This window comes from Avibacterium avium (genome assembly GCF_900454535.1).
Taxonomy (GTDB): domain Bacteria; phylum Pseudomonadota; class Gammaproteobacteria; order Enterobacterales; family Pasteurellaceae; genus Avibacterium; species Avibacterium avium.
The window spans coordinates 361,335-385,006 of the sequence record NZ_UGSP01000001.1 but is presented as its reverse complement, the minus strand read 5'-3'; the positions used below and the strand labels follow the sequence as shown (position 1 = coordinate 385,006).

General features: G+C 39.5%; 26 protein-coding genes. 3 read left to right on the top strand and 23 right to left on the bottom strand.

Going from position 1 to position 23,672, the window contains the following annotated elements:
- Positions 1-149: 149 nt before the first annotated feature.
- The 3 genes from DYC50_RS01900 to tpiA form a co-directional block, all read right to left on the bottom strand.
- Positions 150-794, bottom strand: a complete 645-nt coding sequence (locus tag DYC50_RS01900) for a tellurite resistance TerB family protein (protein WP_115248776.1) — start codon at positions 792-794, stop codon at positions 150-152.
- A gap of 32 nt (positions 795-826) precedes the next feature.
- The gene (brnQ, locus tag DYC50_RS01895; protein WP_115248775.1) at positions 827-2,122 is read right to left on the bottom strand and encodes a branched-chain amino acid transport system II carrier protein; all 1,296 of its coding nucleotides are present in this window, start codon (positions 2,120-2,122) and stop codon (positions 827-829) included.
- 201 nt (positions 2,123-2,323) lie between these two features.
- On the bottom strand, positions 2,324-3,091 hold the full coding sequence (tpiA, locus tag DYC50_RS01890; protein ID WP_017805179.1) for a triose-phosphate isomerase: 768 nt from the start codon (positions 3,089-3,091) through the stop codon (positions 2,324-2,326).
- 167 nt (positions 3,092-3,258) lie between these two features.
- On the opposite strand from tpiA, the gene DYC50_RS01885 reads away from it, so the two are divergent.
- Entirely contained in the window at positions 3,259-3,693 is a 435-nt protein-coding gene (locus DYC50_RS01885) for a GNAT family N-acetyltransferase (protein WP_115248774.1), read from the top strand.
- Between the two features lie 49 nt (positions 3,694-3,742).
- The gene (locus tag DYC50_RS01880) at positions 3,743-4,123 is read left to right on the top strand and encodes a hypothetical protein (protein WP_115248773.1); all 381 of its coding nucleotides are present in this window, start codon (positions 3,743-3,745) and stop codon (positions 4,121-4,123) included.
- Between the two features lie 79 nt (positions 4,124-4,202).
- Here DYC50_RS01880 and DYC50_RS01875 read toward each other — a convergent pair whose 3' ends face one another.
- The 5 genes from DYC50_RS01875 to DYC50_RS01850 all read right to left on the bottom strand — a co-directional run bounded on the left by DYC50_RS01875 (position 4,203) and on the right by DYC50_RS01850 (position 8,492).
- Complete coding sequence (locus DYC50_RS01875) at positions 4,203-5,045, bottom strand: cysteine ABC transporter substrate-binding protein (RefSeq protein WP_115248772.1); 843 nt, start codon at positions 5,043-5,045, stop codon at positions 4,203-4,205.
- Positions 5,029-5,793, bottom strand: coding sequence for an amino acid ABC transporter ATP-binding protein (locus tag DYC50_RS01870; RefSeq protein ID WP_115248771.1), 765 nt, complete (start codon positions 5,791-5,793; stop codon positions 5,029-5,031). The genes DYC50_RS01875 and DYC50_RS01870 overlap by 17 nt, the downstream gene beginning before the upstream one ends.
- Before the next feature lie 12 nt (positions 5,794-5,805).
- Positions 5,806-6,474, bottom strand: a complete 669-nt coding sequence (locus DYC50_RS01865; protein ID WP_115248770.1) for an amino acid ABC transporter permease — start codon at positions 6,472-6,474, stop codon at positions 5,806-5,808.
- Between the two features lie 2 nt (positions 6,475-6,476).
- A complete protein-coding gene (locus tag DYC50_RS01860) occupies positions 6,477-7,139 on the bottom strand; it encodes an amino acid ABC transporter permease (RefSeq protein ID WP_115248769.1) in 663 nt (220 codons plus the stop codon).
- Between the two features lie 306 nt (positions 7,140-7,445).
- Positions 7,446-8,492, bottom strand: a complete 1,047-nt coding sequence (locus DYC50_RS01850; RefSeq protein ID WP_115248768.1) for a glycosyltransferase family 9 protein — start codon at positions 8,490-8,492, stop codon at positions 7,446-7,448.
- Positions 8,493-8,585: 93 nt separating this feature from the next.
- On the opposite strand from DYC50_RS01850, the gene DYC50_RS01845 reads away from it, so the two are divergent.
- Entirely contained in the window at positions 8,586-9,314 is a 729-nt protein-coding gene (locus tag DYC50_RS01845) for a 3-deoxy-D-manno-octulosonic acid kinase (protein WP_115248767.1), read from the top strand.
- An 87-nt stretch (positions 9,315-9,401) separates the two neighbouring features.
- Here the strand turns inward: DYC50_RS01845 and DYC50_RS01835 are convergent.
- From DYC50_RS01835 to mioC, 15 genes are all read right to left on the bottom strand, one after another.
- Positions 9,402-10,729, bottom strand: a protein-coding gene (locus tag DYC50_RS01835; protein ID WP_115248766.1) for an IS3 family transposase whose coding sequence is annotated in 2 segments (ribosomal slippage) — positions 9,402-10,279 and positions 10,279-10,729 — 1,329 coding nt in all. Because the reading frame shifts where the segments join, the coding sequence is not laid out codon by codon here.
- A gap of 83 nt (positions 10,730-10,812) precedes the next feature.
- On the bottom strand, positions 10,813-12,162 hold the full coding sequence (locus DYC50_RS01830) for an MFS transporter (RefSeq protein ID WP_115248765.1): 1,350 nt from the start codon (positions 12,160-12,162) through the stop codon (positions 10,813-10,815).
- Between the two features lie 12 nt (positions 12,163-12,174).
- The gene (locus DYC50_RS01825) at positions 12,175-12,969 is read right to left on the bottom strand and encodes an inositol monophosphatase family protein (protein ID WP_115248764.1); all 795 of its coding nucleotides are present in this window, start codon (positions 12,967-12,969) and stop codon (positions 12,175-12,177) included.
- 178 nt (positions 12,970-13,147) lie between these two features.
- Positions 13,148-13,576, bottom strand: a complete 429-nt coding sequence (locus DYC50_RS01820) for a F0F1 ATP synthase subunit epsilon (RefSeq protein WP_115248763.1) — start codon at positions 13,574-13,576, stop codon at positions 13,148-13,150.
- A 39-nt stretch (positions 13,577-13,615) separates the two neighbouring features.
- Positions 13,616-14,989 carry a F0F1 ATP synthase subunit beta gene (atpD, locus tag DYC50_RS01815; protein WP_103854309.1) on the bottom strand — a complete coding sequence of 458 codons (1,374 nt, stop codon included), beginning with the start codon at positions 14,987-14,989 and terminating at the stop codon, positions 13,616-13,618.
- A gap of 16 nt (positions 14,990-15,005) precedes the next feature.
- The gene (gene atpG, locus DYC50_RS01810) at positions 15,006-15,875 is read right to left on the bottom strand and encodes a F0F1 ATP synthase subunit gamma (protein WP_035688897.1); all 870 of its coding nucleotides are present in this window, start codon (positions 15,873-15,875) and stop codon (positions 15,006-15,008) included.
- A gap of 22 nt (positions 15,876-15,897) precedes the next feature.
- A complete protein-coding gene (gene atpA, locus DYC50_RS01805) occupies positions 15,898-17,439 on the bottom strand; it encodes a F0F1 ATP synthase subunit alpha (protein ID WP_035688894.1) in 1,542 nt (513 codons plus the stop codon).
- A gap of 12 nt (positions 17,440-17,451) precedes the next feature.
- Complete coding sequence (gene atpH, locus DYC50_RS01800; protein WP_035688891.1) at positions 17,452-18,000, bottom strand: F0F1 ATP synthase subunit delta; 549 nt, start codon at positions 17,998-18,000, stop codon at positions 17,452-17,454.
- Between the two features lie 13 nt (positions 18,001-18,013).
- The gene (gene atpF / locus DYC50_RS01795) at positions 18,014-18,484 is read right to left on the bottom strand and encodes a F0F1 ATP synthase subunit B (protein ID WP_017806727.1); all 471 of its coding nucleotides are present in this window, start codon (positions 18,482-18,484) and stop codon (positions 18,014-18,016) included.
- Between the two features lie 73 nt (positions 18,485-18,557).
- Positions 18,558-18,812: a F0F1 ATP synthase subunit C gene (gene atpE, locus DYC50_RS01790; protein ID WP_005539567.1), complete on the bottom strand. Its 255-nt coding sequence runs from the start codon at positions 18,810-18,812 to the stop codon at positions 18,558-18,560.
- A gap of 76 nt (positions 18,813-18,888) precedes the next feature.
- Positions 18,889-19,677 (bottom strand): F0F1 ATP synthase subunit A, encoded by a 789-nt coding sequence (gene atpB / locus DYC50_RS01785; RefSeq protein ID WP_103855672.1) that lies wholly within the window; start codon positions 19,675-19,677, stop codon positions 18,889-18,891.
- A 22-nt stretch (positions 19,678-19,699) separates the two neighbouring features.
- Positions 19,700-20,083, bottom strand: coding sequence for an ATP synthase subunit I (locus DYC50_RS01780; protein ID WP_115248762.1), 384 nt, complete (start codon positions 20,081-20,083; stop codon positions 19,700-19,702).
- Positions 20,084-20,222: 139 nt separating this feature from the next.
- On the bottom strand, positions 20,223-20,858 hold the full coding sequence (rsmG, locus tag DYC50_RS01775; protein WP_115248761.1) for a 16S rRNA (guanine(527)-N(7))-methyltransferase RsmG: 636 nt from the start codon (positions 20,856-20,858) through the stop codon (positions 20,223-20,225).
- The gene (mnmG, locus tag DYC50_RS01770) at positions 20,858-22,747 is read right to left on the bottom strand and encodes a tRNA uridine-5-carboxymethylaminomethyl(34) synthesis enzyme MnmG (RefSeq protein WP_115248760.1); all 1,890 of its coding nucleotides are present in this window, start codon (positions 22,745-22,747) and stop codon (positions 20,858-20,860) included. The genes rsmG and mnmG overlap by 1 nt, the downstream gene beginning before the upstream one ends.
- Positions 22,748-23,214: 467 nt before the next feature.
- On the bottom strand, positions 23,215-23,658 hold the full coding sequence (gene mioC / locus DYC50_RS01765) for an FMN-binding protein MioC (RefSeq protein WP_115248759.1): 444 nt from the start codon (positions 23,656-23,658) through the stop codon (positions 23,215-23,217).
- Positions 23,659-23,672 lie beyond the last annotated feature (14 nt).

The window sequence follows — 23,672 nt, the reverse complement described above, 5'->3', positions numbered from 1 at the left end:
ACGAAATAATCCTAATATTAATTTCTTAATCTGTGATCTTGCTCACGCGGGGTTTATGATGATCGTTAGAAGAGCTTGATGTAAAGACGAAATAAAAAACGGTGCGTCCAATTACGCACCGTTTCTGTTATATATGGGTTTAGTAAAATTTAAAACCCAGCTTGTTTTTCTAGTTGTTCAACGAGCGCGTCATCAAGGTGAAGTGCGTTAGCAAGATTGCCAAGGAAAACAATTTCTTTGCGATCTAATTCTCCGCACACAACACGGGCCGCAAGGTAAACTTGGGAAGCCAATGCCGTGTCGTTGCCTACTTGTTGGGCGATTTCAGCGATGGAAATGGGTTGTTCAATTTGTTGCTGTAACCAATGATACACTTCAGGATCGTTACCTGCTTCGGTGATGATGAGTTGTTTTTCTTCATCACTGATTGCTCCATCAGCGGCGGCCGCTGCGATCATTGTTTGCAAAATTAATTGCCCAGAAGTCGCTTTTTCCGCAGTGTCGACAAAAGCTTCTTCACTAAGTGTGGCATCAAGTGCGGTTGAATTTTGTGCATTTTTTTGCTGATATTGTTGGTAAGCTTGGTAGGCTAAACTTCCCAATGCCGCGAGTGAGCCTAATTTGGTAAGGCTTGCGCCGCCATTACGTCCTAATAACATAGAAAGTAAACCAATGGCTGCTGCGCCACCGCCTGCTTTGGTAATTTTATCTGCGGTAGAGTTTCCGCTCATTGTTTTACCAAGCTGATCTTTAGCAACAGTAAAAACTTGATTTAAAATTTGATTAAAATCCATAGAATGTCCTCCGTTGTGGCAAGTATGGCGAATTATGATTTTTTACCTTTAAATAAGATACTTAAAATCATTGTTAACAAAGTTGGCAACAACCAAGTTAAACCTTCTTGGTGTAATGGAATTTTATCTAACATCGTTTGGATAAAGTGCGGTAATAATTCCATATTTTTTAAGCTGTCCAAAATACTAAATAAGGCCGTTACCGCAATAATCAAGCCAAATCCATTACGACTGATACCCAGTTTTTCACGTAACAATTGCATTGCAACAAGCATAATAGCTATCGGATAAATCAATAATAAGGCTGGAATAGTTACACGTAATAAGGTGTTTAAACCAGTTTCAGAAATAATAATCGTACTGATGGTAAATAAAATAATAAAAAAAGTATAATTTAAACGTGGATGAAATTTAGAGAAATAATCAGCACAGGCACTGGTTACCCCAACAAGGGTAGTAAGACTAGCGAGCAACACAATACCGCTCATAATCCACGATCCCCCTACACCAAATAACGCATTAACATATTGTGCGAAAAGTTGCCCGCCATTGCTTGAGGTTTTCGCAACTTGCTCACCAGTCGCCCCCAAATAGAATAAACAGAAATACAATAAGCTTAATAGCACCACAGAAACCGTCCCTGCAATAAGGGTGTATCGCACGATTGCGCGGTTGTCAGATACGCCTTTTACTGCTAAAGCACGAGCCACAATGCCCCCAAAGGCCATTGCAGAAAGTACGTCCATTGTTTGATAGCCGCTAATTAATCCCGTTGCTACGGCAGAATGATCTTGATATGCGCCACTCTGTTCAACGACAGGGGAAAGTGGCGTATGAATCACCTGAAAGGCAACAATCACTAATAATACTAGCAGCGTTGGTGCCATAAATTTTCCAATACTGGAAATCATTGTGCTACGACCAAGCATAAAGCTCATTCCAATCAGGTTAAATACCGTAGCAAAGATAATGTGAGAATATTCGCCAGAAATTAAATTTAGTGGTTGCCAGGCCATTTCGTAAGCCACGTTGGTCACCCTTGGCATTGCAAAGGTTGAACCGATCACCAAATATAAGATAGTCCAAAAGGTAACGTGCGCCCATTTAGGTAAATCTACAGATAATGCTTCACCACGTCCTTTTAGCGTTACCACAATCAGGGTGATAAAAGGCATAAAAACGCCAGTTACTAAAAAGCCTAATGCGCCCCAAAACCATAAATTCCCTGCTTGATACCCTTCCATTGGTGGGAAAATAATATTCCCTGCGCCTAAAAATAGGGAAAAAATCATCATTCCCAATATTGCCACATCTTTTCCAGATAACATTTTATTGATCCTTAAAAATTGCGAGTTAATGATTATATTAACGTAAATTTGTGAAACTTTTGTCTAAACAAGGGCGTTTTATAGAGATTTATTAGAAGATTGTCAAGAAAGGATTGCTTTTGCCAAAAAATTAAGAAAATAACTAAAAAAATTGCACCGTAAATTTGGTTTTGCGGTGCAATTTTTAAATATTATCAAAAATTAGTTTTTCGCTGCTGCGGCCGCTTTAACGATCACGGCAAAAGCTGGTGCTTTTAATGATGCACCGCCCACTAATGCGCCGTCAATGTCTGGCTGGGTGAATAATTCTGCAGCGTTGGCATCATTTACTGAACCGCCGTATTGAATGATCACTTGATCTGCCACCGCTTGAGATTTTGCTGCGATATGGCCGCGAATAAAGGCGTGAACCGCTTGCGCTTGCGCTGGAGTTGCTGATTTGCCTGTGCCGATCGCCCAGATTGGCTCATAAGCAATGACTGCGCCATTGAATGCTTCTACGCCTAATGCGTTGATCACGGCATCAATTTGGCGTGCGCACACTTCTTCCGTTTTGCCTGCTTCGTTTTCCGCTTCAGATTCACCAATACATAACACTGGCACTAAACCAGCTTCTTTCAGTGCGGCAAATTTTTTCGCAATAAATTCATCGCTTTCTTTATGATAAGTGCGACGTTCAGAATGGCCGATGATGATGTATTTCGCACCAAAATCTTTTAACATTGCCGTTGAAATATCACCAGTAAACGCACCTTGCACATTTACATCAACATTTTGTGCACCTAAGGCAATTTGGCTGCCCGCAAGTGCTGCTTCAGCTTCTGCTAAATACATTACTGGCGGTGCGATTGCCACATCACAACCGTTTACGCCGGCTAATTCTGCTTTTAAGCCTTCGATTAGCTCTTTGGTAAACGCTTTGCTACCGTTTAACTTCCAGTTACCCATAACTAAAGGACGACGTGCCATAATTTTTCTCCATAGTAATTAACAAAAAATAACCGCATTACTATATCAAATTTTTTCTACGCTTCCGTTGATTTTAGGCAAAATTGAAAAAATTTTTTGTGAAAAGATGATTATTGTGCATTAAAAAGCTACAATCTACTGTATGGATTTCACAAAAAATCATCAATATGAAAATTTTTAAAGCTGAACAATGGAATTTAGAGCTATTGCTGCCCCTTTTTGAGCAATATCGACTTTCACAGGGAATGGCGGAAAATCCTGACCGTACCTTAACATTTCTCACCAACCGTATTCGCTTTAGTGAAAGCATTTTCTTCCTTGCGGTGGACGCTCAAAACCAAGCGCTTGGTTTTATTCAGCTTTATCCTCGCCTTTCTTCCTTACAACTGCAACGCTATTGGCAACTGACGGATATTTTTGTGCTACCACAACAAAATTCTACCGAAATTTACACCGCACTTATCGCCAAAGCCAAAGAGTTTGTGCGTTATACACAATCCACACGTTTGGTGGTGGAGCAAGATCCACAACAGCAATCCTTGCTAGAAATGGCGGGCTTTCGTGCTAATCCCGAAAAGCAGATTTTTGAACTTCGGTTGTAATCAAAGGTCTAATTTTCACCTTAATCACAATCCAATTTGGAGAACTATAATGAAATCAGTAAAACACATTCTTTCTGCCTTAATGATTGGCTCTGCGCTACTAGCTAGCGTACCAAGCTATGCTGCAAACTGCGCAGTCACTAACGTAAAATTTAAAAAAGGTGCATCATCAGCCAATTACACAGGAAAAATCAAAGGCTGGCAGTGCCGTAGCTATGCGTTTTATGCCAAAGAAGGACAAACCTTAACCGTAAACTTAAGGGCCAAAGGCGCAGCGGAAGCCATTATCTACGGCGAAGATGATTTCGCACCAAACACGCCATATATTTTACCAAGAACAGGGCGCTATGAAGTGCGCGTGCTACAACCGAAAGCACAGTCCATCAAAAAACTTACATCAAGCTATAAGATGAATATTAAAATTCAATAAGCTAATGCTCTAAAAAGAAAAAGTGCGGTGGAAATTTGTTAAATTTTTCACCGCACTTTTTTATTTCTTCAATTTAAACTTAATAAGCCACTAACACTTCTTTTTCGCTGATAGTGTCGCCGTAAACAGGCAATAAGGTTTTGTCGTAAGCTTGTTTTAACACACCTTCTTTACCTAATTTTTCAATTTCTTGATCTAACCACGCGAGCAATCCAGTATCACCTTTTTTCACTGCTGGCGCGATAAAATCTTGATCACCAAGGGTTTTAATACCAACGGTAAAACCTGGGTTTTCTTTTGCCCAAGCAAACAGCAAGGTGTTGTCGTGGGCGAGTGCATCACCGCGTCCATCTCTTAAGGCTTCAAAGGTTTCCGTGTTCTGTTCAAATTTTAATAATTTGATGTTCGGATAATGTTTGCTGAAATAAGCATCTGCCGTGGTACCTTTGTTCACCAATAAAGTTTTGCCTGCTAGTTGATTGATGTCGGTGATAACCGCGCCGTCTTTTGACACCACACCCAACGCCACTTGCATATAAGGTTTGGCGAAATCCACCACTTCTTTGCGCGCTGGGGTAACGGTGAAATTGGCGAGAATAATATCCACTTTGTTCGATTGCAAATATTCCACGCGGTTTGCGGCTTCCACCAAAACATATTGCACTTTGTTTTCATCACCTAGCAAATCTTTACCAATGGCTTTTGCAATTTCTACGTCAAAACCTTGGCTTTTGCCCTGGTTATCCACATAGCCAAAAGGCGGTTTATCGCTAAAAACGCCAATGCGCACGCTATCGGCCTTTTGTAGCTCGTGCAGACGATTTTGCACGCTATTGCTTTCGTTGTCATTGCACGCCGTTAGGCTCACAGCAAGCAGGGTAGTCGCAAAAAGTGCGGTGATTTTTTTAAATGTTTTCTTCATAGTCTATTCCTCTTGGTTCATAGTTTAAGATGTTTAAGAATGTTTTTGCCCGATCAGAATTCGGGTTGGTAAAAAAGCGATCTGGCGTGTTTTCCTCCACGATTTTTCCTGCGTCCATAAAAATAATGCGATCTGCCACTTGGCGCGCAAAGGCCATTTCGTGGGTTACAATCAGCATTGTCATTCCCTCTTTGGCAAGCTCTAAAATCACATCTAGTACTTCACGCACCATTTCGGGATCAAGGGCTGCGGTAACTTCATCAAACAACATAATTTCTGGGTTCATACACAAAGAGCGAACAATGGCGATACGCTGTTTTTGGCCGCCTGAAAGCTCACGCGGATAGGCATTTTTGCGATCCAGCAAGCCCACACGTTTAAGTAGTTCATCGGCTTGCTTTTCCACTTCCGCACGGGAACGCTTTTGCACTTTCATTGGGCCGAGCAAAATATTGTCGATCACCGAAAGATGCGAAAATAATTCATAGCTTTGAAAAACCATTCCAATATGTTGGCGTGCTTGCACCCAAGGCACTTGCTTGCCTAATACGCCTTGATCTTGCAAGATGATTTCACCTCCTTGAATGGATTCCAGCCCATTAATGCAACGCAACAAGGTGCTTTTTCCGCAGCCTGAAGGCCCAAGCAACACCACCACTTCGCCCTTTTTTATGGCTAAATCAATACCTTGAAGTGCGGTGTTTTTTTCGTATTTTTTTACCAGTTGATTAATTTCTAATAATGCCATTTTGATTTCCTTTTATTGCTCCCAACGATTTTCCACATAGCGAGAAAAAATGGACAAGGGATAACAAATTGCGAAATATAAAAGAAAAATAAGTCCATAAATCCAAAATGCCGCAGAAGGATCGGTAAATAACGATGTTTCAATAATTTGTTGCCCCACTTTCACCACTTCTAGCACGCCAATTAACATTGCCAATGAACTGGTTTTAATCATTCGGGTAAATAAATTAATCGCACTTGGCGTAACGCGCTTTAAACTTTGTGGTAACAGCACATATAAAAAGGTTTGTGTGCTATTTAATCCCAAGGCATAAGCAGATTCCCGTTGATGTTTTTCAATGGAATTTAATGCGCTGCGCATTAAATCGCCCATTTCAGCCGTCCCCCAAAAAATAAAGACGAAAATACATACGGCAATGCCGTTTAAATGAATGTTAAACCACTTGGCCAAGCCAAAATAGGCAATAAATAACCACACTAGTAAAGGAATAATTCGCACCATTTCTAAATATAAACGACAAATCCCTTGGATTATTTTATTTCGGCTAGTCATAACAATGCCAAGCAATATCCCTAACAGACAAGAGAATAATACGGAAATAAATGCAATTTCAGCCGTAACCGCTAAGCCATTTAATAATCGTTGTAAATTATTTCCTTCTAATAAAATAGTTAATCCCATTATTAAACGCTCCCATATTTCGCATAACGGCTACGTTTCTCTAAATAATGAATAAGAAACGAAACTGGCAATAAAATAATGAGATAAAATACCACCAATAAAAATAATGCCTCGTTAGTTTTATAATCTAGGCCAATTAATTCTTTCGCCATAAACATTAATTCCGCAATAGCAATCGCGCTGGCGATAGAGGTTTCTTTCATTAAAAACAGACAGTTTGCACCAATGGCTGGCAGAGAAAGGCTTAAAGCTTGTGGCGCAATCACATAAATAAAAGCTTGTGTGGGCGTTAATCCTAAGCTCAGGGCTGATTCCACTTGCCCTTTTGACACACTTTCAATCCCAGCTCGAATCGCCTCAGCCATATAACTTCCCCCAAGAAAACTTAAGCCAATAATGGCGCAAGTAAATCCATCTAACTTAATCCCCAATTTAGACAAACCAAAATAGAGAAAGAAAAGTTGGATCAACAAAGGCGTATTGCGAGAAAGTTCAATATAGGCTTTGGCGAGCGAATTAAAAAAACGAATGTTGTAGCTGATAGCCACCGCACACAAAAGCCCAATAATGAGAGAAAACACAATACTCCAAAACGAGAGCTGCAAAGTGATAATGCTGGCATCAATAAATTTCGGAATATTGTCAAAGACATACTGCCAATTCATTTTCCTTCCCTGTTGAAGTCATAAACTGGTAATCATTCTAAACAACGGAAGAGTGAATTTAAAAAGAATAAAAAATTATTGGTTAGATGATTTGGTTATATAAAACTCATATAAAGAAACTTCCGACATTTCTGTACTTGAAGTAATAACTCATTCTACAGAAGCATTAATGGGATAGATAAGAAATATTTTCCATTATTTTTGAAAGAATGTGAATTTCGGTTTAACTTTGGATTACCAAAAGAACCGTCAAAAAACTACTATTATGGTCTGGAATTTGGGGCTTATCTAATACAACCTCAATATTTATTGAATAAAGCCTATCTGGCGCATTTTCTCTAATACGTCTGCCACAGAAATTTGTGCCATTAAATCTTTGCCTTTCAATTTGGTTGCCCAAGGTAATTGACTAGAAGGCTTGCCAAATTCTTGCAGGGCATTTTGTTCATACACGGAAACCACTTCGGGCAAATTGTTATAAGGGCCTGTTCGTAGCGGGTTATGGTAGGCATACAAACCGATCACAGGTGTACCTTGAGCAGTGGCAATATGTGCTGGGCCGCTGTCGGGAGCGAGCAGTAAATCCGCCATTCCGATTAAGGCACTTAATTCCAATAATGAGGTTTTGCCGCTCGCATTCACAGGCTGAAAATCACACAATGCGATGATTTTTTCAATCATTGCTTGCTCTCTTGGCGCAGGCGAGCCACACAAAATCACATTAATATTTTGACGATGCGCGATATTGGCAATTTCTGCATAGCATTCAGCCAGCCAATCTTTTTCTGATTTGCTTGAACAAGGGGAAATGAGCAGATTTTTTCTTGTCGAATCAATAAATTGCTGAATGGCGGAAATTTCTTTTTCGCCAATGGCTAAATCCCATTTGGGTGCTTCCACAGGCAAGCCTAAATATTCCACAAAAGCCCAAAATCCCGCCAAAACGTGCGGATTAGTTGGCTCATTAATTTTACGATTGGTAAATAACCATTGCCCTTCTCGCGCACGATTTTTGCTAAAACCCACTTTATAAGTGGCTTTGATGCCTAAGGAAATCATTGAAGCACGCAAGGCCGTTTGCATATTTAATAGCACGTCAAAATGCTCGCCACGCAAGGTTTTCCACAAAGCTAAAATGCCTTTCCAGCCAGTTTTTTTGTCATAAGGAATAAAGCGAATTCCTTTCACATTTTGCAATAACTGCATTTCGGTTTTGCCCACAATCCAAGTGATTTGGGTATCTTTCCAATAACGCTGAATTTGTTGTACCGCTGACAGCGCATTACACACATCACCAATGGCGGAAAGACGTAAAATACAAATGGATTTAGGGGGCGTGGAAAAAAGTGCCATAGATTTACCTTACTTTTTCTGCTTAATGTAGCATTCTTTTTTATTTTCAGTAGAATATTTTCATTGATCTATTCTATAAGAAATCCGCCGAATATGCTTGAACTACAACAGCAAAACCAATATTTTATTTTTAATCTGGAAACACAACCTGTTGATCCCAGCGCTTATTTTGATCCGCAATTTTGGCAGCAACAGCAGCGTATTCTTGGTTCAGCCAAAGGGCGGGGGACAACTTGGTTTGTGCAAAGTGCGGACCTTTTTGGCGTAAATTGTGCCTTGCGCCATTATTATCGCGGTGGTTTATTTGGTAAGTTAAATAAAGATCGTTATTGGTTCTGCAATCTTCTGCACACGCGCAGCTTCGCCGAATTTCATTTGTTAAATAAATTACATCAAGACGGACTCCCCGTGCCAAAACCCATTGGCGCAAGAGTGATTAAAGGTAAAGCGGGCATTTGCTATCAAGCGGATTTACTGAGTGAAAAAATCGAAAATGCGCAAGATCTCACCGCACTTTTGCAACATCATTCTTTATCTGCTGAAAATTGGCAGCAAATCGGCCGCTTAATCAGCCAATTACACGACCGACAAATCTACCACACCGACCTTAACGCCCATAATATTTTAGTCCAACATTTCGCCACACCAGAACAAAAATACTGGCTGATTGATTTTGACAAATGCGCCGAAAAATCAGGCAATAACTGGAAAGCCAAAAATCTCGCCAGATTACACCGCTCTTTTATCAAAGAAAAAGGAAAATTAGGCATTCAATTTAGTGAGAATGATTGGGGAAATGTTGTTTTGGGGTATGAAAGATAGGGTTTTATAACGTATAAGTTATGTCTATATTTACAAAAAAGTGCGGTAGTTTTGATCTGCCCCCAAAAAGTTAGACTATATTCTAATTTAATTCAAGGACTGAGTTCTGTATTCCACAGGGCTTAGTCCTTTGAGCTTCACTTGAATACGCTCATTATTGTAGTAATGAATGTACTCGTGAATCACTTTTTCAAGCTGTTCAAAGGTTTCAAACCGCTTGCCAAAGTAACATTCCGTCTTCAATCGCCCGAAAAAGCTTTCCATCGCACCATTATCAAGGCAATTGCCTTTTCTCGACATACTTTGCGTAATACCGTGTTTTTTCAATATCTCCCGATAACCCATCATTTGATACTGCCACCCTTGGTCGGAATGCAGTATCGGTTTTTCCCCCGCTAATCGGTTCACCGCCTGGGTCAACATTCTGGTTATCTGCTCAAAACTCGGACTTCTCGCCACATCATAAGCAATAATTTCGTTATTAAACAAGTCTTTAATCGGCGATAAATACACTTTGCCTTCCGCACATTTGAACTCGGTGATATCCGTTACCCACTTCTCATTCGGCATCGTTGCCGTAAAATCCCGTTGCAACAGATTATCGGCAATGTGTCCCACTTTGCCTTGGTAAGAACGATATTTTTTCTGCTTACTTTTTCCTTTTAACCCCAAACGTTGCATTATCGCTAGCACCCTTTTGTGGTTGATAATCAAGTATTTCCTTAATTCCAAGGTAATTCGACGATAACCATAATTTTCGTCATTTTTGCGATAAATTTCCTCTATTTTCTGTGAAATCGCTACATTTTTATCCGACTTTGGCTTGAGATGATAAAAGAACGAACTGCGTGCCAATCCGATTAGCCTGAGTAACAATTCCAACGGGAAACGCGAGCGTAAGGCATTTACGATGACGGCTTTTTCTGCATTTTTTGTTGGTTGAGTTCCTGCAACTTTTTTAGCATTGCATTCTCCGCTTCTAATTCCAAAATTCGGTAACGCAAGCGTTCTTCTTCTGTTTTGGGCGTTGGTGGCATTTTAGGCGAGTTGAGTTTCATACTTGGACGACCTTTAGGTTTGAGTAATAACCCATCTATACCTTGTTTTTCAAAGCGTTGCAACCATTGACTAATTATCCCTGAACTGGGGATATCAAAGCGAAAGCAGGCGGCCTCAGCGGAGCACTGGCCTTTTTTGATAGCTTGAATAACCTTTAATTTAAACTCAACAGAATAATATCGTTTTTTACCTAACACAGCTAATCCATTGATTCCATTATGATTAAATTTCGCAATCCAACGTGCTAACGTTCTTTGAGGAAGCTGAAAATACTGGCGAGTAAGCGAACGGTTTTTTCCATTTTGATGATAAAAGTCGAGCACTTGTTGTTTGAAATGTTGAGTATATTTAGTCATAAAAAATCTGCACCTTAATCAGTTGGTTGTTTAGTCCAACTTTTGGGGTGCAGATCATTTTTACCGCACTTTTTATTTAAAAGCTAAGCTACATCTTTTGATTTTCTAGCTTGATATACAACTAAAATTGAGAAAATAATTGCGGCAACAACGGAGAGTAAATCAGCACCTACCCAGAAATAAGCAAGGGAATCAAAATCATAAATTTTATTACCTGCCGAATCAATAACCGTTGTTTTATCAATCATAAAACCTGTTAAAAATTCACCCGCTGCTGCACCAGCGTAACCAAATACACCCATCATTCCCAAGGCAATTCCCGATGCTGATTTGTGGGAAATATCTGTTGCTAACAACCCACCTAAGAAGCAAAGTTGAATACCTAAAGTAATACCAAAGACAGAAAGTGCGCCAATAGCAAGCCAGGTGTTACCTGCAGGAGCAAATAAAAATGCTGCAAGAGAAAGAGCATTGAGTAAACTTACTATCACCGTCATAATATTTCGTTTACCTTGCAAGAAACGATCTGACAACCAGCCTGAAACAATTGTTCCTAAAATACCAACAATACTGTTTACGCTAATGATCGATGCTGCTTCTAATGTTGTATATCCTTTTCCATTTTCAAGGAAAAATACGCCCCAGCTATTTACACCATAACGACCAATATACATACAGCAAGAAGCCACTGCTAACACCCAAATGGCAGGATTTTTAATCACGTCCCATTGATGTTTCAATACTTCTTTATTATCTAACTCCTCTGTTTGTTTATCCATTGTAATAATCGGTTTAAAGCCACAAGCTGCTGGCGAGTCTTTCATAAACATTATTGCAACCAGCACGCCCAATAATCCCATAATACCCGCAAAACTGAAACCAAAGCGCCAACCGAAAGTAGTAATAATTGCAGCAGTCACGACAAAGGTTATCCCTTCACCTACATTATGAGCAACTGACCAAAATCCATAGTAAGAACCTCGTTCTTTATCATCATACCAACGTGAAAGCGCTACCACACAAGGACCTACGCCCATTGATTGTACCCAACCATTAAATCCCCAAATAATGGTAAGAAAAATAGCACTGGTCGTCATTCCCATAGCAAAATTACATAATGCAGAGAAAAACAATCCTACGGAAAGATAACGTACAATATTAGAATGATCTGCCGCAGCACTATTGACAAATTTGCCAACCGCATAAGTAATAAAAATAGCAGAACCTATCACTCCGAGTTCTGTTGGTGTCAAAATATTATTATTGACTAAGGCTGGCTTAGCGACATTAAAAGATAAACGACAAACATAATAAATGGCATAAGCAAAAGAAAATGCCCAAAAACTTTTCATTCTTGTGCTTTTAAACATTGCCTCGGTGTAATCTTTAAGTGGAATAGCTGGGCTTGCTTTGAAAAAATTTAAAATAGACATTGTATTTTCCTCCTATAAAGTTAAGGATCGAATAGATTCAAGCTGATTAAATATACCTTGACTGCTAGCAAGAATATAATTTCCTTTTAATAATCCATCATTTGCTAAAAAGTCATTGGTTTGTCCACCAGCCTCTTGAACTAATAAAATACCGGCAAGGCAATCCCACGCATTGATATGCGGTTCAAAATAGCCAATTAATCTGCCTGCCGCGACATAAGCCAAGGTTAATGCCCCTGAACCATTACGGACAAACATTCCCCCTTCTTTTAATACTTGATCAATAACTGGCACAAATGTATTCGGTGGAACACGATGGGACATTCCCAATCCAACTAATCCTTCTTGCAAAGAAATCGCTTTTGATGCAGATAAAGGAGTTTCATTAACAAAGGCGCCCTCCCCTTTCATCGTATGAAAAAGCTCTTTATGCAATGGATCGTAAATCAGCCCAATGACAATTTCCTGTTTGTAAAGCACGGCAATAGAAATACACCAAGCCTGCAGGCCATATAAAAAAGGACTTGTGCCATCAATGGGATCAACCACCCAGCAAAAGTCCTTATCAAGCCCATCGGCACCGGATTCTTCACCTAAGAAGCCATCATCAGGAAAGTGGGCTTTTAATGCGGTTTTTATCTCTTTTTCAACATTTTGATCAGCAATGCTTACTAAATCTTGCGCTTCTCCCTTTTTATGCTGAATGTTAAGTTTGTCTCTATTTAAGTAGAATGAGAGTGCTATTTCCCCCACATTCTTAATGAGATCTTTTGCAAAAACATAACGTTGCTGTATATGGCTATTCATACGTCCCCCTTTTGTTTCATACTCAACAAAATTAGAACATATATTTCAATATATACAAACGTCAAAATTTTTGTTTTGAGAGATGTTTCACAAAATATTTTTAGGCAAGTTTTGACTAGGAAAAGAAAAACCACCCGAAGGTGGTTTTTTAGATACAGTAAAAAAAAGTGCGGTAAAATTAGCGTTTGTTTTTGACTAATTTTTCTGTCAGTTCGTAAGCACGTAGTTTTGCCAATTCTTTAGCAAGTTGAGAGGCGAGCATTTCGTAGTTGGCGTCTTTCGCGCTAGATACAATATTTTGTTCTGCGCGGCGTTTCGCTTCTAAAATACGATCTGCGTCAAGCTCTTTACCACGGATTGCGACATCTGCTAGGACGGTAACGACATTCGGTTGAACTTCTAAAAAGCCACCTGAAACGTAGATAACTTCTTCATTGCCATTTTCTAAGGTCAATTTGACGATACCTGGTTTGATTGCTGTTAATAAGGGAGTATGGCCCGGTAAGATACCAAGCTCCCCTTCAATCCCTGTGGCTTGAATGCTTTTTACTTGACCTGTAAAAATGCTTTCTTCTGCACTTACAACCGTTAAATTTAATGTTGCCATTGTGATTCTCCTTCAAGTGTTTAATCAGGCTTGAAGTGATTACATATTTTTGGCTTTTTCTAGCACTTCATCAATAGAACCAACCATATAGAACGCTTGTTCTGGAATATGGTCATATTCACCTTCTAAAATACCTTTGAAACCGCGAATAGTGTCTTTTAATGAGACATATTTACCCGGTGAGCCAGTGAACACTTCTGCAACGAAGAACGGTTGTGATAAGAAACGTTCGATTTTACGCGCACGCGCTACCACAAGTTTATCTTCTTCAGAAAGCTCGTCCATACCAAGAATTGCGATGATGTCTTTCAATTCTTTGTAGCGTTGTAAGATACCTTGTACGCCACGCGCTACATCATAATGCTCTTGGCCAACCACTAATGGGTCTAATTGACGAGAAGTTGAATCAAGGGGATCTACCGCTGGGTAAATACCTAATGACGCAATTTGACGGCTTAATACAACCGTTGAGTCTAAGTGCGCAAAGGTCGTTGCTGGCGATGGGTCAGTTAAGTCATCGGCTGGTACATAAACCGCTTGTACAGAGGTGATAGAACCTGTTTTGGTAGAGGTGATACGCTCTTGTAATGCCCCCATTTCTTCTGCTAGGGTTGGTTGGTAACCTACCGCAGATGGCATACGACCTAATAATGCAGATACTTCTGTCCCTGCTAAGGTATAACGATAAATATTATCTACAAAGAATAATACATCACGGCCTTCATCACGGAATTTTTCTGCCATAGTTAAACCGGTTAATGCAACACGCAGACGGTTACCTGGTGGCTCGTTCATTTGTCCGTAAACAAGGGATACTTTGTCTAATACGTTAGATTCGGTCATTTCGTGGTAAAAGTCGTTACCTTCACGGGTACGTTCACCTACCCCTGCAAATACGGAGTAACCTGAGTGTTCGATCGCAATATTACGGATTAATTCCATCATATTTACGGTTTTACCTACACCCGCACCACCGAATAAACCAACTTTACCCCCTTTTGCAAATGGGCAGATTAAGTCGATAACTTTGATCCCTGTTTCAAGCAATTCTGTGCTGTTTGCTTGATCTTCATAGCTTGGTGCTGGTCGGTGAATTGACCAAGTTTCTTCTGCACCAATAGGGCCTTGTTCGTCAATTGGTTCACCCAGTACGTTCATAATACGTCCTAGGGTTTTTGTTCCCACTGGAACGGAAATTGGTTTGCCTGTGTTAGACACGGATAAACCACGTTTTAAACCATCTGATGAACCCATTGCGATACAACGTACGATTCCACCGCCTAATTGTTGTTGAACTTCAAGCACTAAGCCTGTTTCAACGTTTAAGGCATCATATACTTTTGGTACTGCATCTTGTGGAAATTCAACGTCAATAACCGCACCGATGATTTGTACAATTTTTCCAGTTGCCATTATCGATCCTCTTTACTTAAATTGCCGCTGCACCAGCAACAATTTCATTTAATTCATTTGTAATACTTGTTTGGCGAGCTTTGTTGTAAACTAATTGCAAGTCTTTAATTAAGTTTCCTGCATTATCAGTTGCCGCTTTCATCGCCACCATTCGTGCCGCTTGCTCAGAAGCCAAATTTTCAACTACCGCTTGATACACTTGAGATTCTAAATAACGAACCAATAAACTATCTAACAACACTTTTGGATCAGGTTCGTAGATATAGTCCCAAGATTGTGCGCTTTCACCTAAATCATCATTATCTAATTCAGGCAAAGGAACAAGTTTTTCTAAAGTAGGTTTTTGCGACATTGTGTTGATGAACTTATTGTAAGCAATGTAGATCGCATCTAATTTGCCTTCTCTATAAGCATCAAACATTTCATTTGCCGTACCAATTAATTCTTCAACAGAAGGCGTATCGCCCATTCCTGAATTTTGTGTAGCAATATTCAAGCCAAGAGATTGGAAAAACCCGATACCTTTTGCACCGATTAAACCCAGTGAAACTTCCACTTGTTTTTCTTTCCAACCTTTGATTTCTTGAAGTGCGGTCTTAAATAAGTTGATATTTAAACCGCCACATAATCCACGATCTGTTGAAACAAGTAGGATACCTACTTTTTTCACTTCTCGTTCCACTAAAAACGGATGTTTGTAACCAATACTGGCTTTTGACACGTGGCTAATCACGCGGCGTATGGCTTGAGCATACGGACGTGAAGATGACATTCGATCCTGCGTTTTACGCATTTTCGATGCTGCAACCATTTCCATTGCCTTAGTAATTTTTTGTGTACTTTGAACACTGGAAATTTTGGTTCTTATCTCTTTTGCACCTGCCATTGATGTTCTCCGTTAATGTGAATTACCAAGCACTGTTTGCTTTGAAATTGTCTAAAATCGCTTGCAATGTTGCTTTGATTTCATCATTGTAATCGCCAGTTTTAGTTAATCCGTCCATAAAATCCGCATAGTTATGTGCTGCATATTCTAAAAGAGCAGATTCAAAAGAAGCGATACGATCTAATTCAACATCTTCTAAATAACCAAATTCAACGGCAAATAACACCAATGCTTGTTGCGCAACGCTTAATGGAGAATATTGTTTTTGTTTCAATAATTCTGTTACTTTCTGACCGTGAGAAAGTTGTTTGCGTGTTGCATCATCAAGATCTGAAGCAAATTGTGCGAATGCTGCTAATTCACGATATTGCGCAAGTGCGGTACGAATACCACCCGCTAATTTTTTGATGACTTTAGTTTGTGCTGCACCACCCACACGAGATACCGAAATACCTGGGTTTACCGCAGGACGAATACCTGAGTTAAATAGGTTAGATTCTAAGAAAATCTGACCATCGGTAATGGAAATTACGTTGGTTGGTACGAAAGCCGATACGTCACCTGCTTGGGTTTCAATAATTGGTAATGCAGTTAAAGAACCTGTTTTACCTGTTACTTTGCCTTGTGTGAAACGTTCAACATATTCTGCATTAACACGAGAAGCACGCTCAAGTAAGCGAGAGTGTAAATAGAATACATCACCAGGGAAAGCTTCACGACCTGGTGGACGGCGTAATAACAATGAAATTTGACGATAAGCAACCGCTTGTTTAGATAAATCATCATAAACGATGAGTGCATCTTCACCGCGATCACGGAAATATTCACCCATTGTACAACCTGCATAAGGCGCTAAATATTGTAACGCAGCAGATTCTGATGCAGATGCCACAACCACGATAGTATTTTGTAATGCGCCGTGTTCTTCTAATTTACGCACTACGTTAGCAATAGTTGATGCTTTTTGACCGATCGCTACATAGATACATTTAATGCCAGAATCTTTTTGGTTGATGATGGCATCGATAGCTAATGCGGTTTTACCTGTTTGACGGTCACCGATAATTAACTCACGTTGACCACGACCGATTGGCACCATTGAGTCCACCGCTTTATAACCAGTTTGAACAGGCTGATCAACAGATTTACGATCGATAACCCCTGGTGCGATAACTTCAACAGGCGCATAACCATCGTTTTCAATTTCACCTTTACCATCAATTGGCTGACCAAGAGTATTCACCACGCGACCTAATAAACCGCGGCCTACTGGCACTTCAAGAATACGTCCTGTACATTGAACTTCCATACCTTCAGAAAGATCAGTATAAGGCCCCATTACAACCGCACCTACCGAATCACGCTCTAGGTTAAGTGCCATTGCATAACGATTGTCGGGTAATGCAATCATTTCCCCTTGCATTACATCGCTTAAACCGTGGATACGAATAACCCCATCGCTCACAGAAACAATGGTTCCTGTATTGCGTGGTTCGCTCACCACGTTAAATTCGGCAATGCGTTTTTTAATTAATTCACTAATTTCAGTCGAATTTAGTTGCATCTTTTATTCCTCTTATAATTGCAACTCATTTGCAAGACGAGCCAGTTGCCCACGGCTACTTCCGTCAATGACAAAATCATCTGTACGAATAATAACACCAGCAATCAGTGCATTATCTACGCTGCAATTTAATTTAACTTTACGAGCAAGTTTCTTTTCCATTGCGGCTGCAATTTTAGCTTGTTGCTCTGCACTTAATGGTTGAGCTGAGATGACTTCCACATCTGCAATCGCTTGGTGTTCACTCACATAATGTTGGAACAGTGCAAATACCGCTGGAAGTACAGTTAAACGCTTATTTTCAGCCATTAACCGAATCAAATTTTGCCCATATTGATCAAGTTGGTCGCCACAAATTGAAATCACCGTATCAGCAACTTTGCTAGCAGACAAATCACCTGTTAGGAAATCTTGCATCTCTTTATTTTCAACAACTTGAGAAGCAAAATTTAGCATTTCTGCCCATTTTTCCACCGCACTTTTATTTTGTGCTTGTTGCTCGATAGCAAAATCAAATGCTGCTTTTGCATAAGGGCGAGCTATGGTAGTTAATTCTGACATAAGCCCAACCTTCTTATAGTTCTGCAACTAATTTTTCAATAATGTCATTGTTTGCCGCTTCATCAACCGTGCGACCCACAATTTTCTCAGCACCTGCAACCGCTAAAGAGGCTACTTTCGCTCGTAATTCTTCTTGAACACGTTTACGCTCTGTTTCAATCTCAGCGTGGCCTTGTTCAATAATTCTTGCTTTTAATGCTTCCGCTTCAGCTTTCACTTCTTCTAGGATTTCGTTGCGACGTTTATTCGCTAAATCCACAATTTCTTGTGCTTGAAGTTTCGCTTGATTAATTTCTTGCTCCACCAATGTTTTGGTTTCAGCTTGCTCTTTTCGTGCGACTTCTGCTGCAGCTAAAGCATTAGCAATTGAGCTTTGACGCTCTTCAATTGCTTTAATAATTGGTGGCCAAACATATTTCATACAAAACCACACAAATAGTGCGAATGCAATAAGCTGACCAATTAATGTTGCATTTAAGTTCACAACGCCCTCCTCAATAATGTCATCAATGTTACCCGTTTAGGGTAAAGCTTGGTTGTACAAACAACGCTGACAATTATTGTAATAATCCGATGAATGGGTTTGCGAAAATGAAAAGTAACGAAATACCTACTGCAATCATTGCGATAGCATCTAAAAGACCAGCAACGATAAACATTTTAGTTTGTAAGCTACTTGCTAATTCAGGCTGACGCGCAGAAGATTCTAAGAATTTGCCGCCTAAAATCGCAAAGCCAATTGCTGTACCTAATGCTGCGAAAGCAAGTAGGATTGATGCACCAATAATCGTAGCTGTAATTACAGTTTCCATAGTTTTCTCCGTTAGATTTAAGAAAGTCAGCCTAATTGGCTGGGTTAGTTAATAAAAATCGTTAAATAATCTGTTTTTAATGTTCCGCTTTGTTGTAAGCGATACTTAAATAAACAATCGTTAGCATCATAAAGATAAACGCTTGTAAAGTGATAACCAAAATATGGAAAATCGCCCACGCAAGATGTAATGGAATGCCGAGTGAAGCAATCGCCATATTGGCACTATACATTACCGCGATCAAAATAAAGATAAGCTCACCTGCGTACATATTCCCGAACAAACGGAAACCTAATGAAATAGGTTTAGCAAGCAAGGTTACAGATTCAAGAATTAAGTTTACTGGAATGAAAGCCCAGTGATTGAAAGGGTGGAGCGTATATTCTTTAACAAAACCACTCAATCCTTTAGATTTGATGGTATAGAAAATAATGAGGAAGAATACACAAATAGCCATACCAAGGGTTGCGCTAATATCTGCCGTTGGAACCGCTCTTAAATAATGAACGCCGAATAGATTTGCCACTTGTGGTAAGAAATCCACAGGGATTAAATCGATGGCATTCATAATGAACACCCAGCAGAAAATGGTTAGCCCTAATGGTGCAATAACATTGCGTGGCCCGTGGAAATTTTCTTTTACCACACCATCAACCCATTCTACGATCATTTCTACAAAGCATTGCAATTTGCCTGGTACGCCAGAAGTGGCTTTTTTACCCACTTTATAGAACACGAAAAGGAAAATAATGGCCGATACTGCTGAAAAGAAAAGCGTATCTAAGTGAACGTGCCAGAAAGAATCCCCTGTTTTAAGAAATTCTAAATGGTGTTGAATATACCCTGCGGTTGTAAGGTCAGACATAGTTAATCCCTTGAAATTTAAACTAAATTCTAAAAAATTTACTTACCATTAAAGGCATCAGGTTATTTAGTAATAACCCTAAAAAATAACCAGCAAAGAAAGCAATATAATTCATTTCAGCAAAAAATTTGAATGCTAATACGATAAAAATGATCGTACATATAAATTTTATTGCCCCACCTCGATAAAATGTGGTTAATTTATGATTGTTTTTCTGCTTTATAAAAAACACTAGAAAAACAAATAAACAATGCGGAACAAAAATCGCTAATGATCCGAGCAAAAAAGACACCGCACTTATGGATTGCGATGCGCTTAATATTGCAAAAATGACAATAAAAACGAGCAATTCTATGCTCAATGCAACCTGATATTTCTTTTTAACTTGTTTTATGATTGCAGACATTTGTCACTTTGTTTAAAAATCAAACGAACCTAACTTAAAATAGCCTATTAATTATACTCAAAATGGATTAGATAGCAATAAATAGACTATACAATAACTCGTTTATTTTATTATAAATTCAAAAAAGGTTCAAAAAATTTTAACCTTTATTTAACAAAACAAGGTTTCTTTCGCCAATTAATTCTGGAACTGTTAAGTTGATCACATTTTTTATCACAAAATCGGCTGATAATTGTTCCACTTCCTCTTGATGATATTGTCCTTTTAGGGCATAAAAAGTGCCATTTTCATCAACCAAGTGCTGACACCAGTCGGTCATATCTTTTAATGACGCAAAAGCGCGGCTTAATACGCCATCAAATAACTCTTCAGGCTGGTAATCTTCAACTCGACTTAATACTGGAATCACGTTGGTAATGCCAAGCTCACGCAAGGCATTACGGATAAAGCTAATGCGTTTACCTAAACTATCTAACAATACAAAGGTTTTATCTGGATTAATAATGGCTAAAGGTAAGCCCGGTAAGCCTGGCCCTGTTCCCACATCAATGAAACGATCACCTTGTAAGTAAGGACTTACAACAAGGCTATCCATAATATGTTTCACTAGCATTTCTTGCGGATCACGCACAGAAGTGAGATTGTAAGCCTTATTCCATTTATCCAACAACGCCACAAGCTTAACGAGCTGATCTTTTTGCTGATCGCTCACAGAAAGTGCGGTGTTTTTTAATAGAAAATTTAATTTTCCTTTGAGTTGTTCGATGTTAGCCATTATTCACCACGCTTTAACATACCTTGTTTTTTCAGATTCACCAATAAAATGGAAATAGCCGCAGGTGTTACGCCAGAAATACGGCTTGCTTGTCCAATTGAGGTTGGACGATGTTGCATTAATTTCGACCGCACTTCATTAGATAGCCCAGATACCGCATCATAATCAAAATTATCGGGAATTTCGGTATTTTCATAGCGTTTTTGGCGTGCGATTTCTTCTTGCTGATGCTCAATATAACCTTGATATTTAATCGCAATTTCCACTTGTTCTGCCGCTTCTTTATCTTCAATCGCAGGCGCAAAGGGGGTTAATTGAGTAAGAGATTGATAATTCACTTCTGGGCGGCGTAATAAATCTTCGCCACTTGCCTCACGGGCTAATGGGCTATTGAGCAATTCATTAGCTTCCGCTAAATATTCAGAACGTGGATGCAACCAAATGCTACGCAAACGCTGACGTTCTAATTCAATATTTTCCATTTTTTGATTAAAACGCGCCCAGCGTTTTTCATCAATTAAGCCAAGTTTATGCGCCGTTGGGGTTAAACGAATATCTGCATTATCTTCACGCAGCAATAAACGGTATTCCGCACGGGAGGTAAACACGCGATAAGGTTCTTTAGTGCCTAAGGTACAAAGATCGTCCACCAACACGCCAATATAAGCTTGATCACGATGCGGATACCAGCTGTCTTTGTCTTGCACATAAAGCCCTGCATTAATTCCAGCCAATAATCCTTGCGCCGCGGCTTCTTCATAACCTGTCGTACCGTTAATTTGGCCTGCAAAGAATAAACCTTTAATCGCTTTGGTTTCTAAGGTAGGTTTTAAATCACGGGGATCAAAATAATCATACTCAATGGCATAACCTGGTTTGATAATGCGAGCATTTTCCAATCCTTTCATTGAATTGACGATACCCATTTGCACATCAAATGGCAAACTCGTAGAAATACCATTTGGATAAACTTCATTAGACGTTAAACCTTCAGGCTCAAGATAAATTTGGTGAGAATTACGTTCAGCAAAACGCATTACTTTATCTTCAATGGAAGGACAATAACGCGGCCCAATTCCTTCGATCACGCCTGCGTACATCGGACTACGATCCAAATTATTACGGATCAATTCGTGGGTTTGTTCGTTGGTATGGGTAATATAACAAGGGATCTGACGAGGGTGCTGATCCACCGATCCCATAAAAGAAAAAACCGGTAATTTTTCATCGCCGTGTTGTTTTGCTAGCACATCAAAATTAATGGTTCTTGCATCAATACGCGGTGGGGTGCCTGTTTTTAAACGATCCACGCGCAAATTCAGATCGCGCAGACGATGAGCTAGACTTACTGAGGCAGGATCGCCAGCACGTCCACCCGCATAATTTTCCATACCAATATGGATCTTACCCGATAAAAACGTTCCAGCGGTTAAGATCACCGATTTAGATCTAAACTTTAATCCCATTTTAGTTTCTACACCCGCAACGCGATCTTGTTCGATCAAAATATCCGTTACTTCTTGTTGGAAAATATCTAAATTCGGTTGATTTTCAAGAGCGATCCTTACCGCTTGGCGGTATAACACGCGATCCGCTTGCGCACGCGTAGCGCGTACAGCAGGGCCTTTACTGCTATTTAAAGTACGAAATTGAATACCTGCTTGATCCGCTGCAGTGGCCATTAAACCACCCATAGCATCAATTTCTTTAACTAAATGCCCCTTACCAATGCCACCAATGGCTGGGTTGCAAGACATTTGCCCTAATGTATCTACATTGTGCGTTAATAATAATGTTTTTAATCCCATTCGTGCTGGTGCAAGAGCTGCTTCTGTACCTGCGTGTCCACCACCAATCACAATCACATCATAACTTTCCGTATAAAACATAATAACCTTAATTGCGTGATAAATTTGATCTTCATAAAAGTAACCGCGTATTCTACATCAAATTGATCGTTGCTTAAATCGAAGATTGAAGATCCAATGAATTTTGTTCTCTCGATCAAAGGATCAGAAAGAAGATCCTTGCCTTATTAATATAAGATCTCTTTTTATATATAAAGAGCTTATTATGATAATTATTAGGATCGCTGATCCTTGTGCATAAGGCAAATTTTCGCTTAAAAATAAAGGAGTTAGATCCTTTTTTAAGTTGTTTAGATCACCCATTGATCTAGCTGTATATGCTGTGAGTAAAAGCAAAAGTTATCCACAATCAAGCTTTTTCTTATTTTTATTTACAGAATAAATACAATATTTAGACAAGTTTTTACTAAGTTATCCACAGGTGGATAGATAAGGGATCATTAAAAGCGAGTATGGCGATCTGATGAGATGATCATCAGATCTGAGGATTAAAGATGAGATAAAAAAGTTGGGATCCAATTTTCGGCATACTGTTCTTGATCGTCCACGGCAAGGACATCAATTTTTAAAGGATCGCAAATTTGTACCGCACTTTGTTGGGTTAAACATTCTTGCACAATGTTCACCGCATTGCAGAAGGTATCATAATCGGAATTTCCTAACCCGATCACCGCAAAGCGCAAATGAGATAAATCTGGTTTTTGTGCGCTAATTCCATCAAACAGCGGTTTAAGATTATCAGGCAATTCGCCAGCACCGTGGGTGGAAGTAACAATTAGCCAAAGATTTTCATCAGCCACTTCAGCAAAATCAGGCCCGTGTAAAAGTGCGGTGGAAATTTGCTGAGTTTCTAGCACTTGCTGTAAATGTTCAGCCACATATTCTGCGCCGCCGAGGGTGCTGCCAGTTATTAAACATACTTTTTTAGTCATTTTTACTCCTAAAA

Bases quoted from the DNA above. Each gene is read 5' to 3' on its own strand.
- DYC50_RS01900 (WP_115248776.1), bottom strand. From the start codon at position 794: ATGGATTTTAATCAAATTTTAAATCAAGTTTTTACTGTTGCTAAAGAT.
- brnQ (WP_115248775.1), bottom strand. From the start codon at position 2,122: ATGTTATCTGGAAAAGATGTGGCAATATTGGGAATGATGATTTTTTCC.
- tpiA (WP_017805179.1), bottom strand. From the start codon at position 3,091: ATGGCACGTCGTCCTTTAGTTATGGGTAACTGGAAGTTAAACGGTAGC.
- DYC50_RS01885 (WP_115248774.1), top strand. From the start codon at position 3,259: ATGAAAATTTTTAAAGCTGAACAATGGAATTTAGAGCTATTGCTGCCC.
- DYC50_RS01880 (WP_115248773.1), top strand. From the start codon at position 3,743: ATGAAATCAGTAAAACACATTCTTTCTGCCTTAATGATTGGCTCTGCG.
- DYC50_RS01875 (WP_115248772.1), bottom strand. From the start codon at position 5,045: ATGAAGAAAACATTTAAAAAAATCACCGCACTTTTTGCGACTACCCTG.
- DYC50_RS01870 (WP_115248771.1), bottom strand. From the start codon at position 5,793: ATGGCATTATTAGAAATTAATCAACTGGTAAAAAAATACGAAAAAAAC.
- DYC50_RS01865 (WP_115248770.1), bottom strand. From the start codon at position 6,474: ATGGGATTAACTATTTTATTAGAAGGAAATAATTTACAACGATTATTA.
- DYC50_RS01860 (WP_115248769.1), bottom strand. From the start codon at position 7,139: ATGAATTGGCAGTATGTCTTTGACAATATTCCGAAATTTATTGATGCC.
- DYC50_RS01850 (WP_115248768.1), bottom strand. From the start codon at position 8,492: ATGGCACTTTTTTCCACGCCCCCTAAATCCATTTGTATTTTACGTCTT.
- DYC50_RS01845 (WP_115248767.1), top strand. From the start codon at position 8,586: ATGCTTGAACTACAACAGCAAAACCAATATTTTATTTTTAATCTGGAA.
- DYC50_RS01830 (WP_115248765.1), bottom strand. From the start codon at position 12,162: ATGTCTATTTTAAATTTTTTCAAAGCAAGCCCAGCTATTCCACTTAAA.
- DYC50_RS01825 (WP_115248764.1), bottom strand. From the start codon at position 12,969: ATGAATAGCCATATACAGCAACGTTATGTTTTTGCAAAAGATCTCATT.
- DYC50_RS01820 (WP_115248763.1), bottom strand. From the start codon at position 13,576: ATGGCAACATTAAATTTAACGGTTGTAAGTGCAGAAGAAAGCATTTTT.
- atpD (WP_103854309.1), bottom strand. From the start codon at position 14,989: ATGGCAACTGGAAAAATTGTACAAATCATCGGTGCGGTTATTGACGTT.
- atpG (WP_035688897.1), bottom strand. From the start codon at position 15,875: ATGGCAGGTGCAAAAGAGATAAGAACCAAAATTTCCAGTGTTCAAAGT.
- atpA (WP_035688894.1), bottom strand. From the start codon at position 17,439: ATGCAACTAAATTCGACTGAAATTAGTGAATTAATTAAAAAACGCATT.
- atpH (WP_035688891.1), bottom strand. From the start codon at position 18,000: ATGTCAGAATTAACTACCATAGCTCGCCCTTATGCAAAAGCAGCATTT.
- atpE (WP_005539567.1), bottom strand. From the start codon at position 18,812: ATGGAAACTGTAATTACAGCTACGATTATTGGTGCATCAATCCTACTT.
- atpB (WP_103855672.1), bottom strand. From the start codon at position 19,677: ATGTCTGACCTTACAACCGCAGGGTATATTCAACACCATTTAGAATTT.
- DYC50_RS01780 (WP_115248762.1), bottom strand. From the start codon at position 20,083: ATGTCTGCAATCATAAAACAAGTTAAAAAGAAATATCAGGTTGCATTG.
- rsmG (WP_115248761.1), bottom strand. From the start codon at position 20,858: ATGGCTAACATCGAACAACTCAAAGGAAAATTAAATTTTCTATTAAAA.
- mnmG (WP_115248760.1), bottom strand. From the start codon at position 22,747: ATGTTTTATACGGAAAGTTATGATGTGATTGTGATTGGTGGTGGACAC.
- mioC (WP_115248759.1), bottom strand. From the start codon at position 23,658: ATGACTAAAAAAGTATGTTTAATAACTGGCAGCACCCTCGGCGGCGCA.